At 43.5% G+C, this 17430-nt stretch carries 17 protein-coding genes; 14 read left to right on the top strand and 3 right to left on the bottom strand.

Annotated features, from left to right (window positions below):
- Window positions 1-35: 35 nt before the first annotated feature.
- The 10 genes from LY387_RS20825 (at window position 36) to LY387_RS20780 (ending at window position 7693) form a co-directional block, all read left to right on the top strand.
- Window positions 36-383: a helix-turn-helix transcriptional regulator gene (locus LY387_RS20825; protein WP_042469667.1), complete on the top strand. Its 348-nt coding sequence runs from the start codon at window positions 36-38 to the stop codon at window positions 381-383.
- Window positions 384-1008: 625 nt separating this feature from the next.
- Complete coding sequence (locus LY387_RS20820) at window positions 1009-1200, top strand: hypothetical protein (RefSeq protein ID WP_234497772.1); 192 nt, start codon at window positions 1009-1011, stop codon at window positions 1198-1200.
- A gap of 556 nt (window positions 1201-1756) precedes the next feature.
- Window positions 1757-2053: a hypothetical protein gene (locus tag LY387_RS20815; protein ID WP_234497771.1), complete on the top strand. Its 297-nt coding sequence runs from the start codon at window positions 1757-1759 to the stop codon at window positions 2051-2053.
- The gene (locus LY387_RS20810) at window positions 2043-2297 is read left to right on the top strand and encodes a hypothetical protein (RefSeq protein WP_234497770.1); all 255 of its coding nucleotides are present in this window, start codon (window positions 2043-2045) and stop codon (window positions 2295-2297) included. The genes LY387_RS20815 and LY387_RS20810 overlap by 11 nt, the downstream gene beginning before the upstream one ends.
- A gap of 222 nt (window positions 2298-2519) precedes the next feature.
- The gene (gene cobA / locus LY387_RS20805; RefSeq protein ID WP_234497769.1) at window positions 2520-3347 is read left to right on the top strand and encodes a uroporphyrinogen-III C-methyltransferase; all 828 of its coding nucleotides are present in this window, start codon (window positions 2520-2522) and stop codon (window positions 3345-3347) included.
- The gene (gene asrA, locus LY387_RS20800) at window positions 3340-4392 is read left to right on the top strand and encodes an anaerobic sulfite reductase subunit AsrA (RefSeq protein ID WP_234497768.1); all 1053 of its coding nucleotides are present in this window, start codon (window positions 3340-3342) and stop codon (window positions 4390-4392) included. The genes cobA and asrA overlap by 8 nt, the downstream gene beginning before the upstream one ends.
- Window positions 4385-5185, top strand: coding sequence for an anaerobic sulfite reductase subunit AsrB (gene asrB, locus LY387_RS20795; RefSeq protein ID WP_234497767.1), 801 nt, complete (start codon window positions 4385-4387; stop codon window positions 5183-5185). The genes asrA and asrB overlap by 8 nt, the downstream gene beginning before the upstream one ends.
- 9 nt (window positions 5186-5194) lie before the next feature.
- On the top strand, window positions 5195-6196 hold the full coding sequence (gene asrC, locus LY387_RS20790; protein WP_234497766.1) for a sulfite reductase subunit C: 1002 nt from the start codon (window positions 5195-5197) through the stop codon (window positions 6194-6196).
- 109 nt (window positions 6197-6305) lie between these two features.
- Entirely contained in the window at window positions 6306-6944 is a 639-nt protein-coding gene (locus LY387_RS20785; RefSeq protein ID WP_234497765.1) for a hypothetical protein, read from the top strand.
- A gap of 47 nt (window positions 6945-6991) precedes the next feature.
- Complete coding sequence (locus tag LY387_RS20780) at window positions 6992-7693, top strand: hypothetical protein (protein WP_234497764.1); 702 nt, start codon at window positions 6992-6994, stop codon at window positions 7691-7693.
- A 633-nt stretch (window positions 7694-8326) separates the two neighbouring features.
- Here the strand turns inward: LY387_RS20780 and LY387_RS20775 are convergent.
- Window positions 8327-8758 carry a universal stress protein gene (locus LY387_RS20775; protein ID WP_234497762.1) on the bottom strand — a complete coding sequence of 144 codons (432 nt, stop codon included), beginning with the start codon at window positions 8756-8758 and terminating at the stop codon, window positions 8327-8329.
- 551 nt (window positions 8759-9309) lie between these two features.
- Here LY387_RS20775 and nagE point away from each other — a divergent pair.
- Window positions 9310-10767 (top strand): N-acetylglucosamine-specific PTS transporter subunit IIBC, encoded by a 1458-nt coding sequence (gene nagE / locus LY387_RS20770; protein ID WP_234497760.1) that lies wholly within the window; start codon window positions 9310-9312, stop codon window positions 10765-10767.
- Between the two features lie 135 nt (window positions 10768-10902).
- Here nagE and LY387_RS20765 read toward each other — a convergent pair whose 3' ends face one another.
- Window positions 10903-11646 carry a hypothetical protein gene (locus LY387_RS20765; protein ID WP_234497758.1) on the bottom strand — a complete coding sequence of 248 codons (744 nt, stop codon included), beginning with the start codon at window positions 11644-11646 and terminating at the stop codon, window positions 10903-10905.
- A 419-nt stretch (window positions 11647-12065) separates the two neighbouring features.
- On the opposite strand from LY387_RS20765, the gene cfa reads away from it, so the two are divergent.
- Window positions 12066-13208 (top strand): cyclopropane fatty acyl phospholipid synthase, encoded by a 1143-nt coding sequence (cfa, locus tag LY387_RS20760; protein WP_234497801.1) that lies wholly within the window; start codon window positions 12066-12068, stop codon window positions 13206-13208.
- Between the two features lie 439 nt (window positions 13209-13647).
- Here the strand turns inward: cfa and LY387_RS20755 are convergent, their stop codons facing one another.
- Window positions 13648-16242 (bottom strand): cellulose-binding domain-containing protein, encoded by a 2595-nt coding sequence (locus LY387_RS20755; RefSeq protein WP_234497756.1) that lies wholly within the window; start codon window positions 16240-16242, stop codon window positions 13648-13650.
- Between the two features lie 398 nt (window positions 16243-16640).
- On the opposite strand from LY387_RS20755, the gene LY387_RS20750 reads away from it, so the two are divergent.
- Window positions 16641-16877: a hypothetical protein gene (locus LY387_RS20750; protein WP_234497755.1), complete on the top strand. Its 237-nt coding sequence runs from the start codon at window positions 16641-16643 to the stop codon at window positions 16875-16877.
- An 81-nt stretch (window positions 16878-16958) separates the two neighbouring features.
- Entirely contained in the window at window positions 16959-17357 is a 399-nt protein-coding gene (locus LY387_RS20745) for a hypothetical protein (protein WP_234497754.1), read from the top strand.
- Window positions 17358-17430: the final 73 nt, after the last annotated feature.

Raw genomic sequence — 17430 nt, 5'->3', positions numbered from 1 at the left:
CACCTCGATAAACAACTTCGATTTAGAGCCTGAATATGAAATACGAACAGTTCAATGTGAGACTAAGAACACTTAAGCAACAGAGACGCCTGTCTTGTGAACAGATTGCAGACGCAATGAGCGTGACCCGACGTACAGTGCAAAGTTGGCTGACAGGGACTTCCCAACCGAAGGCAGACCAGATATACCGGCTTGCTAAGGTTATGCGTGTTACTCCAAATGATCTGTTCTATCTGGCAAGTGACGGAGATGTTCAGGAATCAATGATTCTTAGAGTAAACGCACTGGTAAACGATTTACCTGTCGACCATCAGCGCCAACTGATGGCACTGATGGGAAACTGGATTGAACTAACCGAACCCTTTCTAAGAAAAGCATCATAGTCCCTCATAGAAGCACTGTTTAAGATGTTGAACAGATAAATTGAACTACATACATTGAGAAGCCTTAATCGACATGAATAACACCAAGCGTAAAGAGAAAATAGAGAAACTTCTTTCGACAAAAACTATTAATAACCGAACGCAGAGAATGAGCTCAATGGCAATCGCATTTTTCTTGAACTCTCAACATTATCTGGACCGGGAATATCAAAAGTCAGTTAACCGTACCCTAAATACTATGATTAGCTCTGGTAATTTAAAATACTCAGTTGAGTCAAGAATCGTATCGACTACCACGACCAATGGTGAAAAAAAGGCTTGCTTGAGACAAGTATTAGTATACTCAATGCAATAGCCTCAATACTTCAAAGTATTAAATCCCAAGCAACAGTCGTTTAACTTACTTCTATCGAGAATAATTCAACTGTCTTGGGATTGTTTTATCAAACCATTCAATATCTACTTTCCGTTGTTCATTAATATTACAGAAACGCCTGCAATTAGGCAGGCAATACAAGATAAATAATGTAAAGTTGAGTTTTACGCACGATAAACAATTAGAAACCAAATTTCAGTACAACTAAGATATAATTACCACATTGACTTAGGTATTAAAGATTATTTAATGAAACCCTATCAGCAACAAGACACTATGATATCAGTTCAAGTCGTTCTAGATATGATTGCAGATATTCTTGAAGAGACCGAACCAAGTGTAGTCAATAAAGAAATGGCTGAATCACTTCAAAAAAGCCGTGAGCAAAATAAGAAATGCGTGAGGCAGACTAAAAAGATAGGTATCTCGGAGGATTCATGAACTACCGCCGTTATCGACTACGCAAACGACGTGCGGATTGGTGGAGGCGTATATCCGATCAAAAAAAGGTTAATATCACCTTGATATTGCTGCTGGTCGCCATCATAGCATTAGCGACATTGGGCACCATACAACAGCCTTAGACATAAAAACACTTTAACACTACTCGAGTGTTGTTAGCTTTTCAGAGGTGGCGCAGTTGGTTATCTATCTTGAATTATTCTCCACGGTGCTACTCATCATGATGTGTCTAGGTTTCTACTCAATTTATAAGTCTCAGTATCGGCCCTTAGATAAAATTCTCTCTAATATCGAACTGAACAATGCATCATGCCAGCACTACCTCGTTCAATATTTCAACCGCCACAATTGTACATTCAAACAGCCAGATATTGTCCATTCCTATTCAACTGTAATCGAGCTCATTAAGTTTGAAGCTAGGCAGTCTAATCTCAATACAGGGCAATTATGCAATAACACCTCGAGTGAACTTGTCCTCCAGTTATCCATGCACAGAAGCCTACCATTCTTTCAACCTAAGGCTCCGAAGACGCTTATGATCAGCGAAATCTGTTTAGAAAATGTGTGTCAACAAAACTTACTATCAGCAAGCTCCTCAGAGACTCGCGATAACACGCGGGACACCAAAGAAATAAACGACGAATCAACCATCAAAGAGAACCTGAAACGATTTGACACCCAGTGCATGACTCACGATGGCACAGAACACCGATATCAAACGCACTTGGTACAAGTAACAAAGAAAGGCAAACGCCGCAGCTACTTTATCGATGGTAGTAAAGCGTCAAAAAAGAAAATCATCGATTTAATTAAGGGGTACTATGAACACTAAAGACCTATTAGACCACCTGACAGGCACTTACCTGCACCATAGAAAAAAGCAGCTCAATCTCGATGTCATCGACATAGGGCGAATTATAGGCATCTATATTGAGCAGCAACCTAACAGCATAGAGCTCTATGATCGCTTTATGAATGGTTTTGAGAATGGACTCGATATATCTCAGCAAATAGCTCCGTTTCCTTCATGTGAACACACTCCAAGTCAATTACCACACAGTCAAAAGGCTTCGTAATGACACTTAGTAAAGAGCAAACAGACGCAATCATATGGATTATCGGTGCCGCTGTTATTTACCTAATAGTCAAATGTAAGAAGAAAAAAATGTAATAAAAAACCGCCTACATCGAGGCGTTTTTTTGTTCAGCCAAGTCTAACAGCAGTTAAAAGTAAGTTGATTTTTCATTCCTCATCAATCAATTACCATAAGTTTATTACGGTTATTTAAAGTAAAACCATGACAATTGAATCTATATATGGTCGCAAAGGACACGTTTACCTAGTAGGTGCAGGATTAGGCGATCCAGAACTGATGACAGTCAAAGCGTGTCGAATTTTGGCCCGCTCAGACGTGGTTATTTACGACAACTTGGTCTCTGATGAAGTCATGCAATTTATTCCAAGGCATGCGGAAATCATATATGTCGGAAAAATATTTGATTCCAAATGCCACCTCCAAGAAGAGATAAATAAAGAGATTATCAAGCACGCAAAGCTTGGTAAATCGGTATGTCGATTAAAAGGTGGAGACCCGTTTGTCTTCGGTCGTGGTGGTGAGGAAGCGATTGCACTGGCTAACGCTAATGTGCCCTATGAAGTAGTCCCTGGCATCACGGCGGCGATTGGCTGTTGTGATTATGCAGGAATCCCAGTAACCCACCGCGGTGTCTCAAGTGGTATGACGATAGTGACAGGACGCGACCAACATGATTCGGACCACATAAACTGGGAAAGCCTTGCGAGCATCGGCCACACCCTCGTCTTCTATATGGGTCTTCACAAGGCTGAGAATATTGCCAACAATCTCATCCGATATGGGCTCGACCAACAAACTCCTGTCGCCATCATCAGTAATGGGACCCGTCATAACCAGTGCGTTATTACCTGTGAGTTGGGTGAGTTAGTCGATATCGTCGCAACCTGCAAACCTCCAATGCCTGCAGTTATCGTTATTGGCGACGTTGTGAAGCTTTCCTATTCCATTGAGTGGTTCTCACAACGAGATGTATTCGATGGAGAGTTAAAAAGATTCTATATAAAAAAAACTGAGGCAGAGCATGTCTAAATTCCTAAACCATGACGAGTTTGAGCAAGTCATATCAACTATCCGAGAGTCCTACAGGATCATGGCGCCCGTCTACGAGCGCATGGGCGGACGTTTCGCTCACACCGACAACCTTATCTACGACGAAATACATAAAGCTGACGACATCGTTTGGAAAGAGAAGTCGCACTTTTCCCCCAAAGAGGTCGTATTTCCAATAACAGAGACTCTATTCTGGTTTAACGCTAACGAACTGCGTGAATCCGATATAGACGCTAGACCTGTCCTTCTGTTTCTTCGCGCTTGCGACATCAATGCGCTCAAAAGCCTAGACCACATGTTTCTCAACAATGGAGGCAACGCAGACTTCTATTACAAGCGTCTTCGAGAGAAGCTCAAGCTCGTGCTTATTGAGTGTGAGTCTAGCTTCGAGAATTGCTTTTGTGTATCGATGGGAACCAACACCACCGACAATTTCTCAGCCTCTGTTCGCCTAACGGAAAAAGGCGCTGACCTGTGTATCAAAGATCAGCAACTTGAGCACTACTTTGCTGATATCGGCACAAAGTCTCAACACACGACTCAATTTGTCACTGAAAATCACGTCAAGGTAAGAACGCCGGATCAAGTATGCAGTGACCCACTAAAAGTAAGAACCATTCTAACCAATCACTCAGTATGGGATGAGTACGACAGCCGTTGCATTGGATGTGGTCGCTGCACTACATCTTGCCCTACATGCAGCTGCTACAGCGTGTTTGACGTAGTACACAACAAAGAATACCGCGTTGGCGAGCGTCGACGCCAACACGCAAGCTGCATGACGGGTAACTTTACCGACATGGCTGGCGGCCACAGTTTCCGAGATAAAACGGGTGAACGACTTCGTTATCGAGCACTTCACAAGGTCAATGATTTTAAAGCAAGGCAGGGTGAACACCATATGTGCGTCGGTTGCGGTCGATGCGACGATCGATGTCCACACTACATCTCATTCAGCAACATCATTAACAAGATGGCTGACCAAGTTGAACTTACTCTAAAAGAAGAAGCTGCGAATGTGTAACTGTGAAAATAGACTTATCCCCCACCCGTACGAAATTCTTGAAATCATTAAGCACACTGAGCTTGAGTGGAACTTTCGTGTGGAATGCGACTTTGATGTCCATTTCGGTCAATTCGTTGAAGTCTCCCTACCTTTGTTTGGCGAAGCACCTATCTCCGTTTCCGACTATGGCGATGGTTATATTGATTTGTTAATCCGTAAAGTCGGTAAGGTCACCGATGAGTTATTCAAACTAAAGGAAGGTGACGAAGTCTGGATGCGAGGCGTTCATGGTAACGGCTACCCTATGGATAAGTACCACGATAAGCACTTAATAGTACTTGCCGGTGGCACTGGGGTGGCGCCTGTTAAGGGGTTAATTAACCATTTCAGTGAGAATCGTCAACTTGTCAAAGCCATGGACGTCGTCGTTGGCTACAAAAATGATCAAGCTGTGCTTTATAAAGATGAGATGAAAGATTGGGACAAAGCGATCAACCTCACCTGCACACTCGATGAAGAGTCAAGTAACCCCTTCTATCAAACTGGTCTTGTCACCAAATATATCGACTCCCTAGACCTAACCGATATGCAAGACGTACAGCTCATCGTAGTTGGACCGCCAATCATGATCAAATTCGTCGTTCAAGCCTTCCTTGAACTTGGTTTGCGCGAAGAGCAAATCTGGGTCGATTATGAACGCAGGATGGCTTGTGCAGTGGGTAAATGTGGTCATTGTCGCATTGGTAAAAACTACGTGTGTATTGATGGACCGGTATTTCGATATGACGAAGCGAAATCAATGGTCGACTAGGAGAAAACTATGAGTTTGGATGTAGATATCATCAAAATGCGGGCAGACGCAGACTATCGTCTTTCGAAAGTGCGCGGCGAATGCATGATCAGTGTTCGTATACCGGGCGGCATTATGCCCGCCTACTTACTCTCAACGGCACAAGAAATCGCAGAGAAATACGGGAACGGCATCATTCACCTAACAACCCGTCAAAAACTCGCAATGCCAGGTATTCGCTATCAAGATATTCCCAAGGTCAATAAAGCCCTCAAGCCTTTTATCAAAGACATTACTCAGGATATTTGTGGCGTTGAGGTTGAGGATCTAGAAGCGGGCTACCAGAGCATTGGTGGACGTAATATCGTCGCATGTCAGGGCAGTCAAATCTGCCAAAAAGCCAACACAGATACAACAGGGTTAGCACAGCGACTAGAGCATCATGTCTACCCAAACAAGTACCACCTAAAAATCGTCACTGCAGGATGCCCTAACGATTGCGCTAAAGCGAATATGTCAGACTTCGGCATTCTAGGTATCGCCAAAATTAACTTTACGCCAGAGCGCTGTATTGGCTGCGGTGCTTGTGTCAGCGCTTGCTCTCATCACGCGGTCAATTGTTTATCGATTGAGAATGGAAAGGCGGTGAAAGAAGAGAGTAAATGCATCGGTTGCGGCGAGTGTGTACTTGCCTGTCCAACACTTGCTTGGCAGCGAGATCCCAAACAACTCTATATGGTTAAGCTTGGGGGACGCACCTCTAAGAAGACACCTCGTGTCGGCAAAGTTTTCCTCAACTGGGTAACTGAAGATGTTCTTCATCAAGTACTTGAAAACCTGTTTGAGTTCGAAAAAGAGATGCTGAAAGGGGTCCCGAAATACCTCCACATGGGCCACCTAATCGACAAGGGAGGCTACATGCGTTTTAAAGAGCGTGTACTGCGTGACGTCGAGCTCAACCCAGGGGCCATGGTAGCAGAGCGCATGTACTGGGCTGAAGACGAGTACGTTGCCAATATGCACGTTAAGTAAGTAACGACAACCCATTGACGTCACGTTCATACAAGCCGCCTTTCAAGGCGGCTTACTCCCCTCAAACTTCACAATCTAGCTATATATCATCCGTCACTGGAGGCATCCATTGGATATCTATAAAAAACTAAAAACCGAAGTGCTACACGCTAACTTTATGTGGATTACCTTTAGAGACGTGTTTGCCGTCGATGAACCAACCACGGAACTACTTGCCAACAGCGGTATCAATTTTTTCTCAACTACCCAGAATCTTTTTCTCAAAGACATACTGAGCTCGTTATTCAAATTAACCGACACTAGCCCTAAAAAAGAGTCACAAGATCTCGAGCAACTTGTATTCCTTGCAAGACAGTCGGGACATCATGAATTAGGTGAACGCCTCGACCAGCGCTGTCAGCATATCGCGTCTGTTTGCTCAGAAACCCTGATGTCTTTTGCTGAAGGGCGAATTGCCCACATCGATATGAAGCACGCTATCAACCAAGAGCACTCTGACTTACTTGAGAGTGTTTACTTGCCCATTGAAACATTGCTTGGATTGATTAATGACTACATGAACGCCTATGAGTCAGCACTTCATATACCCCACACCTCATATGATGCAATTTTTTGTAATCCAAAATACTGCGGTGACATGCTCATTCGTTCACTGAAAATTGCGCGTGCTGCAGAGCACATTTTAGAAGAAGACCGACTCGATGCCATGGGCGTTTCTGAGCACGAAGCGATGGCAATCAAACTCTAAACCTTGAGCCGCCTAATGGCGGTTTTTTCTTATTTGGAGAAACCACTATGAACACATTCGAAGAGATTAAAGAAAGAGCCAAATTACTGCACTATAAGTGGGGAGTATACAGCAAGGTATGTAATCGAAGCCCTGAAATTACAACGATCATCAACGAGTATGGATTTAACTTTTTTGTTGAATCCCACCGTTTGACTTTTAATAGCGGTATTTCAACCATCATGCACTTTGCAAACAACAGTCGCTGCTCAACTGCTCATGGAATAAACCTTGATCGTCTCATTTATATCGCTAGATATATTGGAAAAGAAACCTTGGCATCAGAACTCTCTACAGACTTTGTTGAGTTTCAGAAATACTGTGAACGCTTTGAAGAGCATAGCTATGACTACACGATCGATTCCAGTCCACTCATGGGGTTAACGGAGCATCAGGATGGTGACATAGAGTGGTCTCTCACCTCTTCCATCAAAACATGCGACATTGACGAAGCATTAGAAATGATCCGCAGATTCATCAACAAATACGACATGGAAATCAACCACAAAGCCACCTTTTATGAGTGGTTCATGCAGAATCAACAAGGTGACAGTGAAAAACTCACACAAGCCTTGGTCTCACATCACGACATGCAGAGTCTTTTAACTCCGAGCTATTTTGAATCTATGGGAGTCTCGAAGGATCTTGCTTCAAAACTCAGCCTAGATATTCGCACTAAAGCCAACAAAGCAGTGAGTCAGTTTCGATAGCTTACTCGCTAAGTTGATATCACGTTAGATAAAACAACGACCAGATGGAGAAAGAAACAAAAACTCCACTGGCCGTTGCTACCGAGTACAGTTCAAACAAAACCAACTCACACACGAAGATTTAATGTCTTACTCGGTAATAAAATAATAAGATTTAGCCTAGAAAAAATAAAGGTATAGATTTACACGAACTATGTGAAGAAAATTAATTAGCAAGAAGAAAATAAATAAGAAGAATGCGGCACCTGTCGGAAACGTCAGCAAAACCGACAGGGTGTCCATTGCCGCATATTTTTATGATTGGGTTTTCAGCACCATTAGTAAAAACTATACATATACCAACCTTTAATTTGCAAGAGTAAGACTGGTTGGCAATTAAAAGTGGCCGCCCTCAACCTATATTCTCAACACTACGTTTTAATCCGTAGAAATAAATCTCCTTGGATGACTAATCTTCCATGTCTTTTTTAGAGACAAATGAAATACAAGTAACACTTTGAGGGTCGGCCAATTCAATTAGTTTTTATTTCTGATTTTGCCCTGCATGTCTCACGACAGTCAATATATTCATATTAACACAATACGCCCTATTATATGTCTTGATATATTTAACAGTGCGTTCTGATTAATTGACTATTTGTCTAACCTAACCAACATCACGTCACACGGCATCATACGTACCAGTGACTCTGTCTCAGAGAACATTTGGGTAAATGCATTCGTTCTATGATGACCCATAATCAGTAAGTCAATATCATTGGTTTCAATCGCAGCGACGATTTCATTTTCTACACTACCTGCATAAAGCAAATGCTTACTGATCGGCATGCTCATAGTCTCGATAAGGTGCTTCATCTCATGCACCGACTCTTGATGGTCAGTGCTATCATAGGCTTTCAGATCAAGACCAACAGCGCCTTGATAGAACTCAGCCACATTCATATCGACATGAATAATACTTAGTGTCGCACCTGGGTAATGGCTGGCTACAGATTCAGCTTTTTGGAGCAAAGCTTGTGCTTGGTTATCAAAACCAACTGCAACCATAATATTTTTATATCCCATAATGACTTCCTTTATAGAAGATAGCTTTCGCTAGGAAAATAGTGGCAATCTTAGGAGGATGGGGCAAAAGGCATAACGCGAGTTAGCTTAACAATCACTGAGGTAATACCTATATTCGCCCCATCAAAAACGAGTACAGCATCGCTCAAAACGCCGAACTCGATTTCTCTACCTAATCTCTAATAGTAATAATTATAAATTTAAGTGTTATGAATTAATATCAAAACAAAATCAACCCTCGTTCAGACAAGCTAAACGTTAATAAGTAATATTTAGTCTTTGAAAGGGAGAAGATAAATAATTACTGACTGATGTTTAGCTAGATTAGCGATTGGGGGGGGTTATCGAAGAAAAATAGGTGAAATTAAATTCACATCATTATCTAACACTATAAATGGTATTGTATACATAATTTAAATTCAATAACTAACGACCCCATATTAACTTTTTTATTTATAAAAGTGACAAAACCCACAATCACAACATAGTTATTTTGCGACGCAAATTTAAAGGCGTAGGATTCGTTCGAAATTTAAGGCTATCTATCGGAGATGAATACAATGCTAGGGTATTTACAAAATGTGGGTAAATCACTCATGGTTCCAGTCGCCACACTACCAGCGGCTGCGATACTCATGGGTATCGGTTATTGGCTTGACCCAACGGGTTGGGGGGCAAACAGCGTTCTTGCTGCGTTCTTAATAAAGTCAGGTGCTGCGATCATCGACAACATGGCTGTGATCTTTGCGGTTGGTGTAGCGTTTGGTTTATCCAAAGGCAAAAACGGCTCTGCAGCGCTATCAGGTTTCATCATGTGGCTTGTCGTTACCACGTTGCTAGGTAAAGGTGTAATTGCACAGCTTAAAGGCATTCCTGTAGAGGATGTCAACATGGCTTTTGATAAAGTAGCAAACCAATTTGTAGGCATTGTGGTTGGTATTATCTCAGCAGAGATATACAACCGTACCTCACATGTCGAGCTTCCCAAGTTCCTGGCTTTCTTTTCGGGTAAGCGTCTTGTTCCTATCCTGACCTCTCTAGCAGGCATGGTACTCGCGTTTGTTCTAATGGCAGTTTGGCCGCCAGTGTTTGCTGGTTTACTCAAACTTGGCACAACGTTACAAGGCATGGGACCGGTTGGTGCAGGCCTATTTGGCTTCCTTAACCGTCTATTCTTATCTGTCGGTATGCACCACGCTTTGTACCCGGTATTTTGGTTTGATGTTGTAGGAATCAACGATATTCCAAATTTCCTTGGTGGCGCTCAGTCAATCGCCAATGGTACTGCAACACCTGGAGTCACAGGTATGTATCAGGCAGGTTTCTTCCCGATCATGATGTTCGGTCTGCCTGCTGCCGCACTTGCAATCTATCACTCGGCTGACAAAGTCAACCGCTCTAAAGTCTTTTCTGTCATGCTTGCAGCAGGCGCTGCCTCGTTCTTTACCGGGATCACAGAGCCGCTAGAGTTCTCGTTTATGTTCCTTGCACCTGCTCTTTACCTGATTCACGCGGTACTTACTGGTATCAGTTTATGGTTTGCAGCGCAGATGGGTTGGATGTCAGGATTTGGCTTCTCTGCTGGCTTCGTCGACTTTGTCCTAGGCACGCGTAATCCACTTGCAACACAATGGTATATGCTTATAGTACAAGGTGCTGTTTTTGCAGTGGTTTATTACTTTGTTTTCCGCTTTGCAATCGCTAAGTTCAATCTAAAAACATTGGGCCGCGGCGAAGTTATGGGTGAAGAAAATGAATCAAGTGACGAACAACTCGCAGCACAGTACATCAAGTTCCTTGGTGGCGATGACAATATTGTTTCCATCGACAACTGCATCACTCGTCTGCGCCTTCAATTGAAAGATTCCAAAGCAGTAAACAGCGATGAACTGAAAAAACTGGGGGCTGCTGGTGTGGTTGTAATGGGCGAAACTACGGTACAGGTTATTGTTGGAGTGGGCAAAGTAGACAAAGTTGCGACAGCAATGAAGCAGATCCACAAACACTAATTTTAAGAATTTTGTTCGGCTAGAGTTCCCCCTATGTTCTCGAAAAGCGATTAGTCACCGTTCTGCCGAACAAACCTAACAAAAAGGCCACGATCGTGGCCTTTTCTCGTCTCTATGCCCCTTAATGGGAACAACTTAGCGATCTCCATCCAAATCTGTGAAACCTCCAATTGTCATCAGGTCTTGCTCAGTTACATTGTAGTGTTGAGACTCCACTTTCGATAACCACTTCTCGGCATGTGCATACATGCGCTTTGGCATTGCTGGCAAGCCGCGTCCCGCCACTTCTTCGTCTAAGTTGATCTCTCCATTCATTACTGTCACTAGGTAACCAATTCCGTTCGGTGCTAAGTGCAGCAAGGCAATAATACGCTCTACCCCTTTCCCCCTATCAATACCTAATTTTGTTGGAATCATCCAGAGCTCATGTCCACTATCGGTGTAAGCATGAGTCATAGCCAGCTGCGTTCGCGTGATGAGCTGGTTTTTAAGATCTCTTCTCAGTCCATTCATTTCCTTGCGATAGTCCTGACTCTGAATCTTAAGCAGCCCGTTTCCTTTGGTTAATGCCTTATTCTTTTCCTTCAATCGCGCTATCTGCTCTTTAAGCTTCTTAGGGTTACTGCCTCCTTTTAACGACTTCACTTCTTCTTCAAGATTGGAAATTTTTATCTTTAACTGCTTCAGTTGTTCACTCAGCTTGTGGTCCGTTTCTGCTGGATCTACTTCTGATCTCGCGAGCTTACGCTCTAAAGATTGAATTTTGGTATGGGCATGGTCAAGCTCGCAGCTTCGCTCTAAGAGTTTGAGCTGTAATGATTCTAATACTTCACGCTGCTGCTCAAACTCATCCAATGCGTCTTGTAACTGTTCGAACATCTCACTCTCCTCTGCTTTTACATCTTCAGCAATTTCAATGAATACTCCTGTATGTTGTTAGAAACAAAGTAAATAGCCGTTTCTAACGGCAATAAAGAGCTCATCTATTCGATATAATCTATTGGAATGTTTAAGAAGACTAATTTTAAAAATAATGACAGTAAAGGATTTTATTAGAATTTAAAAACAATACTTGATGTTAAACTCGGTAAAACAACAGTTAAACAAAAATTGATTTTATAGCCACATTACAAATATTAGACTCACGCCATAAAAGTTAGCATATTAGCGTATTCATTCTCACATCAGTGAGCGCTTTATTTCTAATTGCTAACTTTTACTCAAACCGACAAACAAAAAATATATAACAATGAATGCATATTGTCGGTCAGTAGTCACCGAGGAGTAGTGTAATGGCACTGAATGAATATCGTATTTTTGAAAAACTCTTAAGCTCTGCGGATATCTGTCTAAATGGCGATCGTCCGTGGGATATTAAGGTCAAGGACGAAAAAATGTTTGACCGAGTCATCTGCGATGGGTCGCTGGGATTGGGTGAAACCTACATGGAAGGATGGTGGGAATGCCAAGATATTGCGGAGATGATTTCTCGAGTAATGTCGAATGACCTTGAGAGCAAGTTAAGTACAGGATTGAAGCTTGCTTTGGGTAGCAAGATTGGCAAAGCAAAAGTGAAGAAGTTGTTTAACCCTCAAAGTATTTGCCAAAGCAAAAAAGACATTAGCTTTCATTACGATATCGGAAATGATCTCTATGAAGCTATGCTAGACAAGCGCATGACGTATACTTGTGCGTATTGGAAAGACGCATCTACACTCGATGAAGCTCAGGAAAAAAAGCTGGATCTGATCTGCCGTAAAATCGGTCTTGATCCAGGTATGAGGGTGCTCGATATCGGCTGTGGCTGGGGTAGTTTAATGAACTATGCGGCTGAGAAATATGGCGTTATTTGTGATGGTCTAACGCTATCGAAAGAGCAAGCAAAAGCAGGTCAAGTGATCGCCGAAAGCAAAGGGTTGGATGTCAATTTCATCCTTCAGGATTATCGCGAATACCAACCTAAAGAAACTTATGACCGTGTCGTCTCCGTTGGAATGATTGAACACGTCGGTGCCAAGAACTATCGAGAGTTTTTTAAGGTCGCCAACACATTCATGAAAGAAGATGGTTTGTTCTTACTACACAATATTGGTTCATTTGAAACAACGACAACAACTGACCCTTGGATCAATAAATACATTTTTCCTAATGGCGAAATCCCATCACTTTGTCAGCTTAGTTCCGCCATGGAGCCGATGTTTAATTTAGAAGACCTACACAATATTGGTGAAGACTACGATAAAACGCTTGTCGCTTGGTATAAAAATTTCGATAAAGCCTATAATTCTGGTTCACTAGAACAGAGTAATATGTTCTATCGCATGTGGAAATATTATTTACTCAGTTGTGCAGGAGCATTTAGATGTCGACATTTAAGTGTCTGGCAAATGGTATTAAGTAAAGTTGGTACGCATAAATTAGAATGTGCGCGCGCTTCATAATGTTAACCAAACCTGTCTTCTTAGAGCGTGCATTAGCGTAGCCGGGTGCATAACATGCACTAGCGGAGTCCTCAAATAATCAGTTTGCACCTCTAGGAAGGCAGCTCTTCTCGAAAACGACGCGGAGTTTAGTACTCCACTGCCTTGCTAGAGAGCGACAAACCAATGCCTACAAACGCGATGAAGCAGTGCCCAATATGCCATAAGAAAAACGGTTACTTGCCTGCCCAAAAGACCCTGTTAGAGAAGTATTTCACCCATAAGTACACCAAAAAGTACCAATGCCAATACTGTTGCAATGTCTACTACTCACCCGTTTATAGTGCGAGTCGCAATAAAACTAGGTTCTAAACCACGAATAACATCATGTAAAAAGGCTTCCCGCTAGCAAACCCTAGTGTGGAAGCCTTTTCGCTTTACGAATATAGCTACTGATTCGTTATTGTGGATTTAGCCCCAGCGTTTGCAATACAAGCTTAAAGTTATCTTGTCGCTCTTTCACTGCGTGTACCTCACCGCTCACAGGACACGTGCTATCTGGGCAACCGCGGTTAACAATACCTGACACTGCATCAATAAACTCAGTGCCTTGCAGTCCGCCATCCACGTATTTCTTCAGCTCAGTATGATAGTTCCAAGCCGCATAAGGACCACCTTCATCATTGTAGGTTTGTACTGAAGAAACCCAGTAGAACAGACCTGCTATCCATTTGATTTCACGATTCTCCTCTGAACTACAGATCAAGCCAGGGTTTGAACAGAAATCAAGGTCAGCATAGAGAGGGTTTGCCGGCGGCGCTTCCACGACAACACCATTGACTGTCGTACCGACGGTCTCTGGATCCACATGAGAGCGCCCCATAAAGTGGTTGAGCGTACCGAAGTTTTGGCGACCAGTGGTTTGAATAACACCACGTCCCCACCAACCACAGCCTTCAACCGTTCCAGTAGTATCGCTGCCATCCCAAATGAACTTACCTGCCTTTTGACCTTCGTAAACTTTACAGTCCGCTCGCTCCCAAACTTGCTTTGAGCCATCAACTGTTGCAGGTACTTCCATACAGTGACCATCATTAGTCCAGCGACCAACGTTGCCATTCACCAATAAGCCTTTTTCTGCGAGCACCGAGTCTGGAGCCGCAAAAATAGGTGCTGGAGCCCCGTACCATTTCGCATTGGTCAGCGCACTGACTTCCATCTTAGGATCTCGAGGACAAGAATAAGGGTGATCAACACCTGTCACTGGGTCCATACCATAGTCCGCGTATTTTTGACCTAGCTGTCCACAACTTGCCGTCATTGGGTAGTTAACTGGCGCGCCGTATCGTACTTCTGACCAGTTGTTTTCATCACATGCGTTGTAACGAATGGTCTCTTGCATACTCTGCGATAAGAATGCCGCAATCGCGACTTTCGCATAGATGGCATTGGTCGCATCGTCTGCAGTGTCATCAATCAACCAGAACGTGTTCCCTGCCACACCTACATTGTGCATCGAGTTTAGACCCGCCAGGAAGTCCGCCCATTTATAAACTGTTGAAGGTGCCCAATTGCCCTGAGAGACTTCATACAAGAACGCTTGGTTGTTCATTGCATTCTCTGCACTCGTTAGCTCGCTATTCAGTGAGGCAATACGAGTAAGCGGTCCGTTGGTGATACTCTCGCCTACGTAATAAAGAGGCACGGTCGCCGTGTTGTAGGCTTCGATCTTATTGGTTAACTCAACTGTTTCAGAGTCAAACAAGATAGCAAATACATTGCTGTGTGCCGCTTTTCGAAGTTGACTGCTCGCTGTCGTCGCTCCCATAAAATAGGTGGCAGCTTGAGCCGTTGGCAACTGAGACAATAGCGCTGGCGTCTTAATATGATCAGAAACCTGTTTAACGTATTCCAGCGCATAGTGCCACTGCTCATCACTCAGAGCAGGTGTCGCGGCTGATTTAGTAAAGGCAATAAAATCGGCTTTATTCTGTGAGTCAGCTTGGTAAAGGGCAAAACTTGAAAGTAGATCTGCTGATTCAGAAGAAGCGGCGTTCCATACTGCTCGCTTGCCAGAATAAGTATTGTAAGCAAAGTCACCAATAGTTAATGTCCAACCGAAGGTTGCTTGCGGGGCTAGCGATGAGAGGACGAGATTATGAGCCTGAGCCAGACCCTGTGCATCATCAGTAAGTGAGTTGATGTCGTTGACATCGATTTGGCTCGAGGTCGAACTTACCGCTGCGGTCAATGCCTCTTTAACTGCGATGACACCAAGTGCTTGACCTTTGTCTGCACTTGCTACGTCGAGAAGATCGCTGCTAATGATGATGGAAGTGGAACCCGCTGAACTCGCCTCGTTAATCAAAGTGACAAAGGCATTGGTAAGTGCTGTCGTATCTGCCAATGACTGACTATCTACACCAGTCACCATTGTGTGTGATGGTGCCTCTAATGTCGCAGGACTTGCGACTACAAAATGATTTGGCCATCCACTCACCTCTAAGCGAACGGGGTCTAGAGGGTTTGGCAAGGATACTGCCGCTCCAGAACCGCCACCTGAGCCAGCGTCATCACAGGCAACATGGAGAGTCCAACTGCCATCACTACCCGGCAAAGACGATGTCCACCAGTTAGCTTTATAAGCAGAGTTGTCATTTACCATGATGTCACCCGCGTTCGCGTGGTCACCTTGGGTCCAATTTGGATAGACGTTGAAGTCGGCACATACACCGTCAGAAGGTCCAGGATCTGGGCTTGGGTCTGGCGTAGGATCAGGAGTTGGGTCCGGTGTAGGGTCTGGATTCGGATCCGGCGTTGGGTCTGGCGCAGTCCCGCTGACCAGTTTCCATGGCGAGTCCCACTCATTAGCGTAAGTATCGGTTGGACTTTGTCCTACTCCGACCCACCATTTCGCTTCATAAATAGCCCCATCCACTGTGACCTGTGTCCCACCTGCATAAGATTGAGTTGCATCGTACGGTTCTGCAGCGAGTAACTGCCCACTTAACACAATGCAGACCAAAGAGGTCGCTATCTTGTTCATCCTAAACATATTTTTACCTTTTCTAGTAGGGTACTGTCTTTTAAGAACATCGATATCAATCAACTCATATGATGTTCAATAGATAATTGCCAGTTAAAAATATGTTAACACTCAGAGGGGGAGCCATCAGATAATCTGCCTAAAAAGACACTTAATTGCGGCTGATTTCACACAAGATTTGTAACTATTCAGGTTGTTATTTTCTTTTTTAAAATAAGCCTTCCAAATTTAGAACAAGAATGGCGATGGATGATCGAAGCAAAACCTTCGATTTTGGCACTATTGCCTCTCTCAAAAAGTGCCAACCAGTGCGCCTAGTTGCAATAAAGCTGTCACAGTTCCTGTTTATCTTGCCTCTCAACCTTACAACAACATCCTTTTTAATGTTCTGATTCAAAGAATACAAAATGAACCAGCTTAAACACCCCACAGATGCAACCATTGTTCGCCTGCTTCAGCAGCAAGGCTGCATTAAAAGCGAAGCTCGCCAGAGACTTAAACGAGATGTCTACCAACTCGATAAAGACCAGATATCTAAAGTACAAAACTATGCCGAGCATTTTGGTATTAATGCGAAAGAGAAACTGATAGATGAAATTTTGGATCTCAGAAGAGAGAGATTAATTTCTCATTTGTCGAAATAGCGTTCACTTGCCTACATGCTTTCTTGACTTTACCCTAGGGGTAACCTTTATAGTTACTATATTCTGCTAGAAAGGTTTGTTATGCGCACCATCATTGCCAACAAAACATGGATCACATTGCTGAGTTTGACAGCACTCGTTATTGCAACGTTTGTTTCAAGCTATCCGGCAATGGGCATGAGCAATGGTGACATAGACCCTCTGTCTCCCTGTGGCATGACTCACCAGCCCTCATCGGCTCATCACATGCACCACGGAGAATCCGCGCAAACTGACTTGTCGAATCAACAGCAATGCTCTGATGCAGAGTCAGACTCCGCATTAAACTGCTGTACAACCTTATGCGGAATGACCCTTGGTTTCACTTGGTCTTTCATCACGCCAGGAGAAAGCCTCTCGCGTTTCTCTAAACGTGCTGTTGATCCCTTTGAACATCCAGTACAACGCATCGAGCATCTCGAGCGCCCACCCTCGGTTTAATCATTTCACAACGTAATTACGCCCAGCATTTGTTGGGGAATGTTTGTCGTGCCTGTTTTTCGGGCTCGTAGTT

This window comes from Vibrio maritimus, from assembly GCF_021441885.1.
GTDB classification, from domain to species: Bacteria; Pseudomonadota; Gammaproteobacteria; order Enterobacterales; family Vibrionaceae; genus Vibrio; species Vibrio maritimus_B.
This window is presented reverse-complemented; position numbering and strand designations above follow the sequence as displayed.

Bases quoted from the DNA above. Each gene is read 5' to 3' on its own strand.
- cobA (WP_234497769.1), top strand. From the start codon at position 2,520: ATGACAATTGAATCTATATATGGTCGCAAAGGACACGTTTACCTAGTA.
- LY387_RS20810 (WP_234497770.1), top strand. From the start codon at position 2,043: ATGAACACTAAAGACCTATTAGACCACCTGACAGGCACTTACCTGCAC.
- LY387_RS20825 (WP_042469667.1), top strand. From the start codon at position 36: ATGAAATACGAACAGTTCAATGTGAGACTAAGAACACTTAAGCAACAG.
- LY387_RS20745 (WP_234497754.1), top strand. From the start codon at position 16,959: ATGCGCACCATCATTGCCAACAAAACATGGATCACATTGCTGAGTTTG.
- asrA (WP_234497768.1), top strand. From the start codon at position 3,340: ATGTCTAAATTCCTAAACCATGACGAGTTTGAGCAAGTCATATCAACT.
- LY387_RS20775 (WP_234497762.1), bottom strand. From the start codon at position 8,758: ATGGGATATAAAAATATTATGGTTGCAGTTGGTTTTGATAACCAAGCA.
- LY387_RS20780 (WP_234497764.1), top strand. From the start codon at position 6,992: ATGAACACATTCGAAGAGATTAAAGAAAGAGCCAAATTACTGCACTAT.
- asrC (WP_234497766.1), top strand. From the start codon at position 5,195: ATGAGTTTGGATGTAGATATCATCAAAATGCGGGCAGACGCAGACTAT.
- nagE (WP_234497760.1), top strand. From the start codon at position 9,310: ATGAATACAATGCTAGGGTATTTACAAAATGTGGGTAAATCACTCATG.
- asrB (WP_234497767.1), top strand. From the start codon at position 4,385: ATGTGTAACTGTGAAAATAGACTTATCCCCCACCCGTACGAAATTCTT.
- LY387_RS20765 (WP_234497758.1), bottom strand. From the start codon at position 11,646: ATGTTCGAACAGTTACAAGACGCATTGGATGAGTTTGAGCAGCAGCGT.
- LY387_RS20750 (WP_234497755.1), top strand. From the start codon at position 16,641: ATGAACCAGCTTAAACACCCCACAGATGCAACCATTGTTCGCCTGCTT.
- LY387_RS20755 (WP_234497756.1), bottom strand. From the start codon at position 16,242: ATGTTTAGGATGAACAAGATAGCGACCTCTTTGGTCTGCATTGTGTTA.
- LY387_RS20815 (WP_234497771.1), top strand. From the start codon at position 1,757: ATGATCAGCGAAATCTGTTTAGAAAATGTGTGTCAACAAAACTTACTA.
- LY387_RS20820 (WP_234497772.1), top strand. From the start codon at position 1,009: ATGAAACCCTATCAGCAACAAGACACTATGATATCAGTTCAAGTCGTT.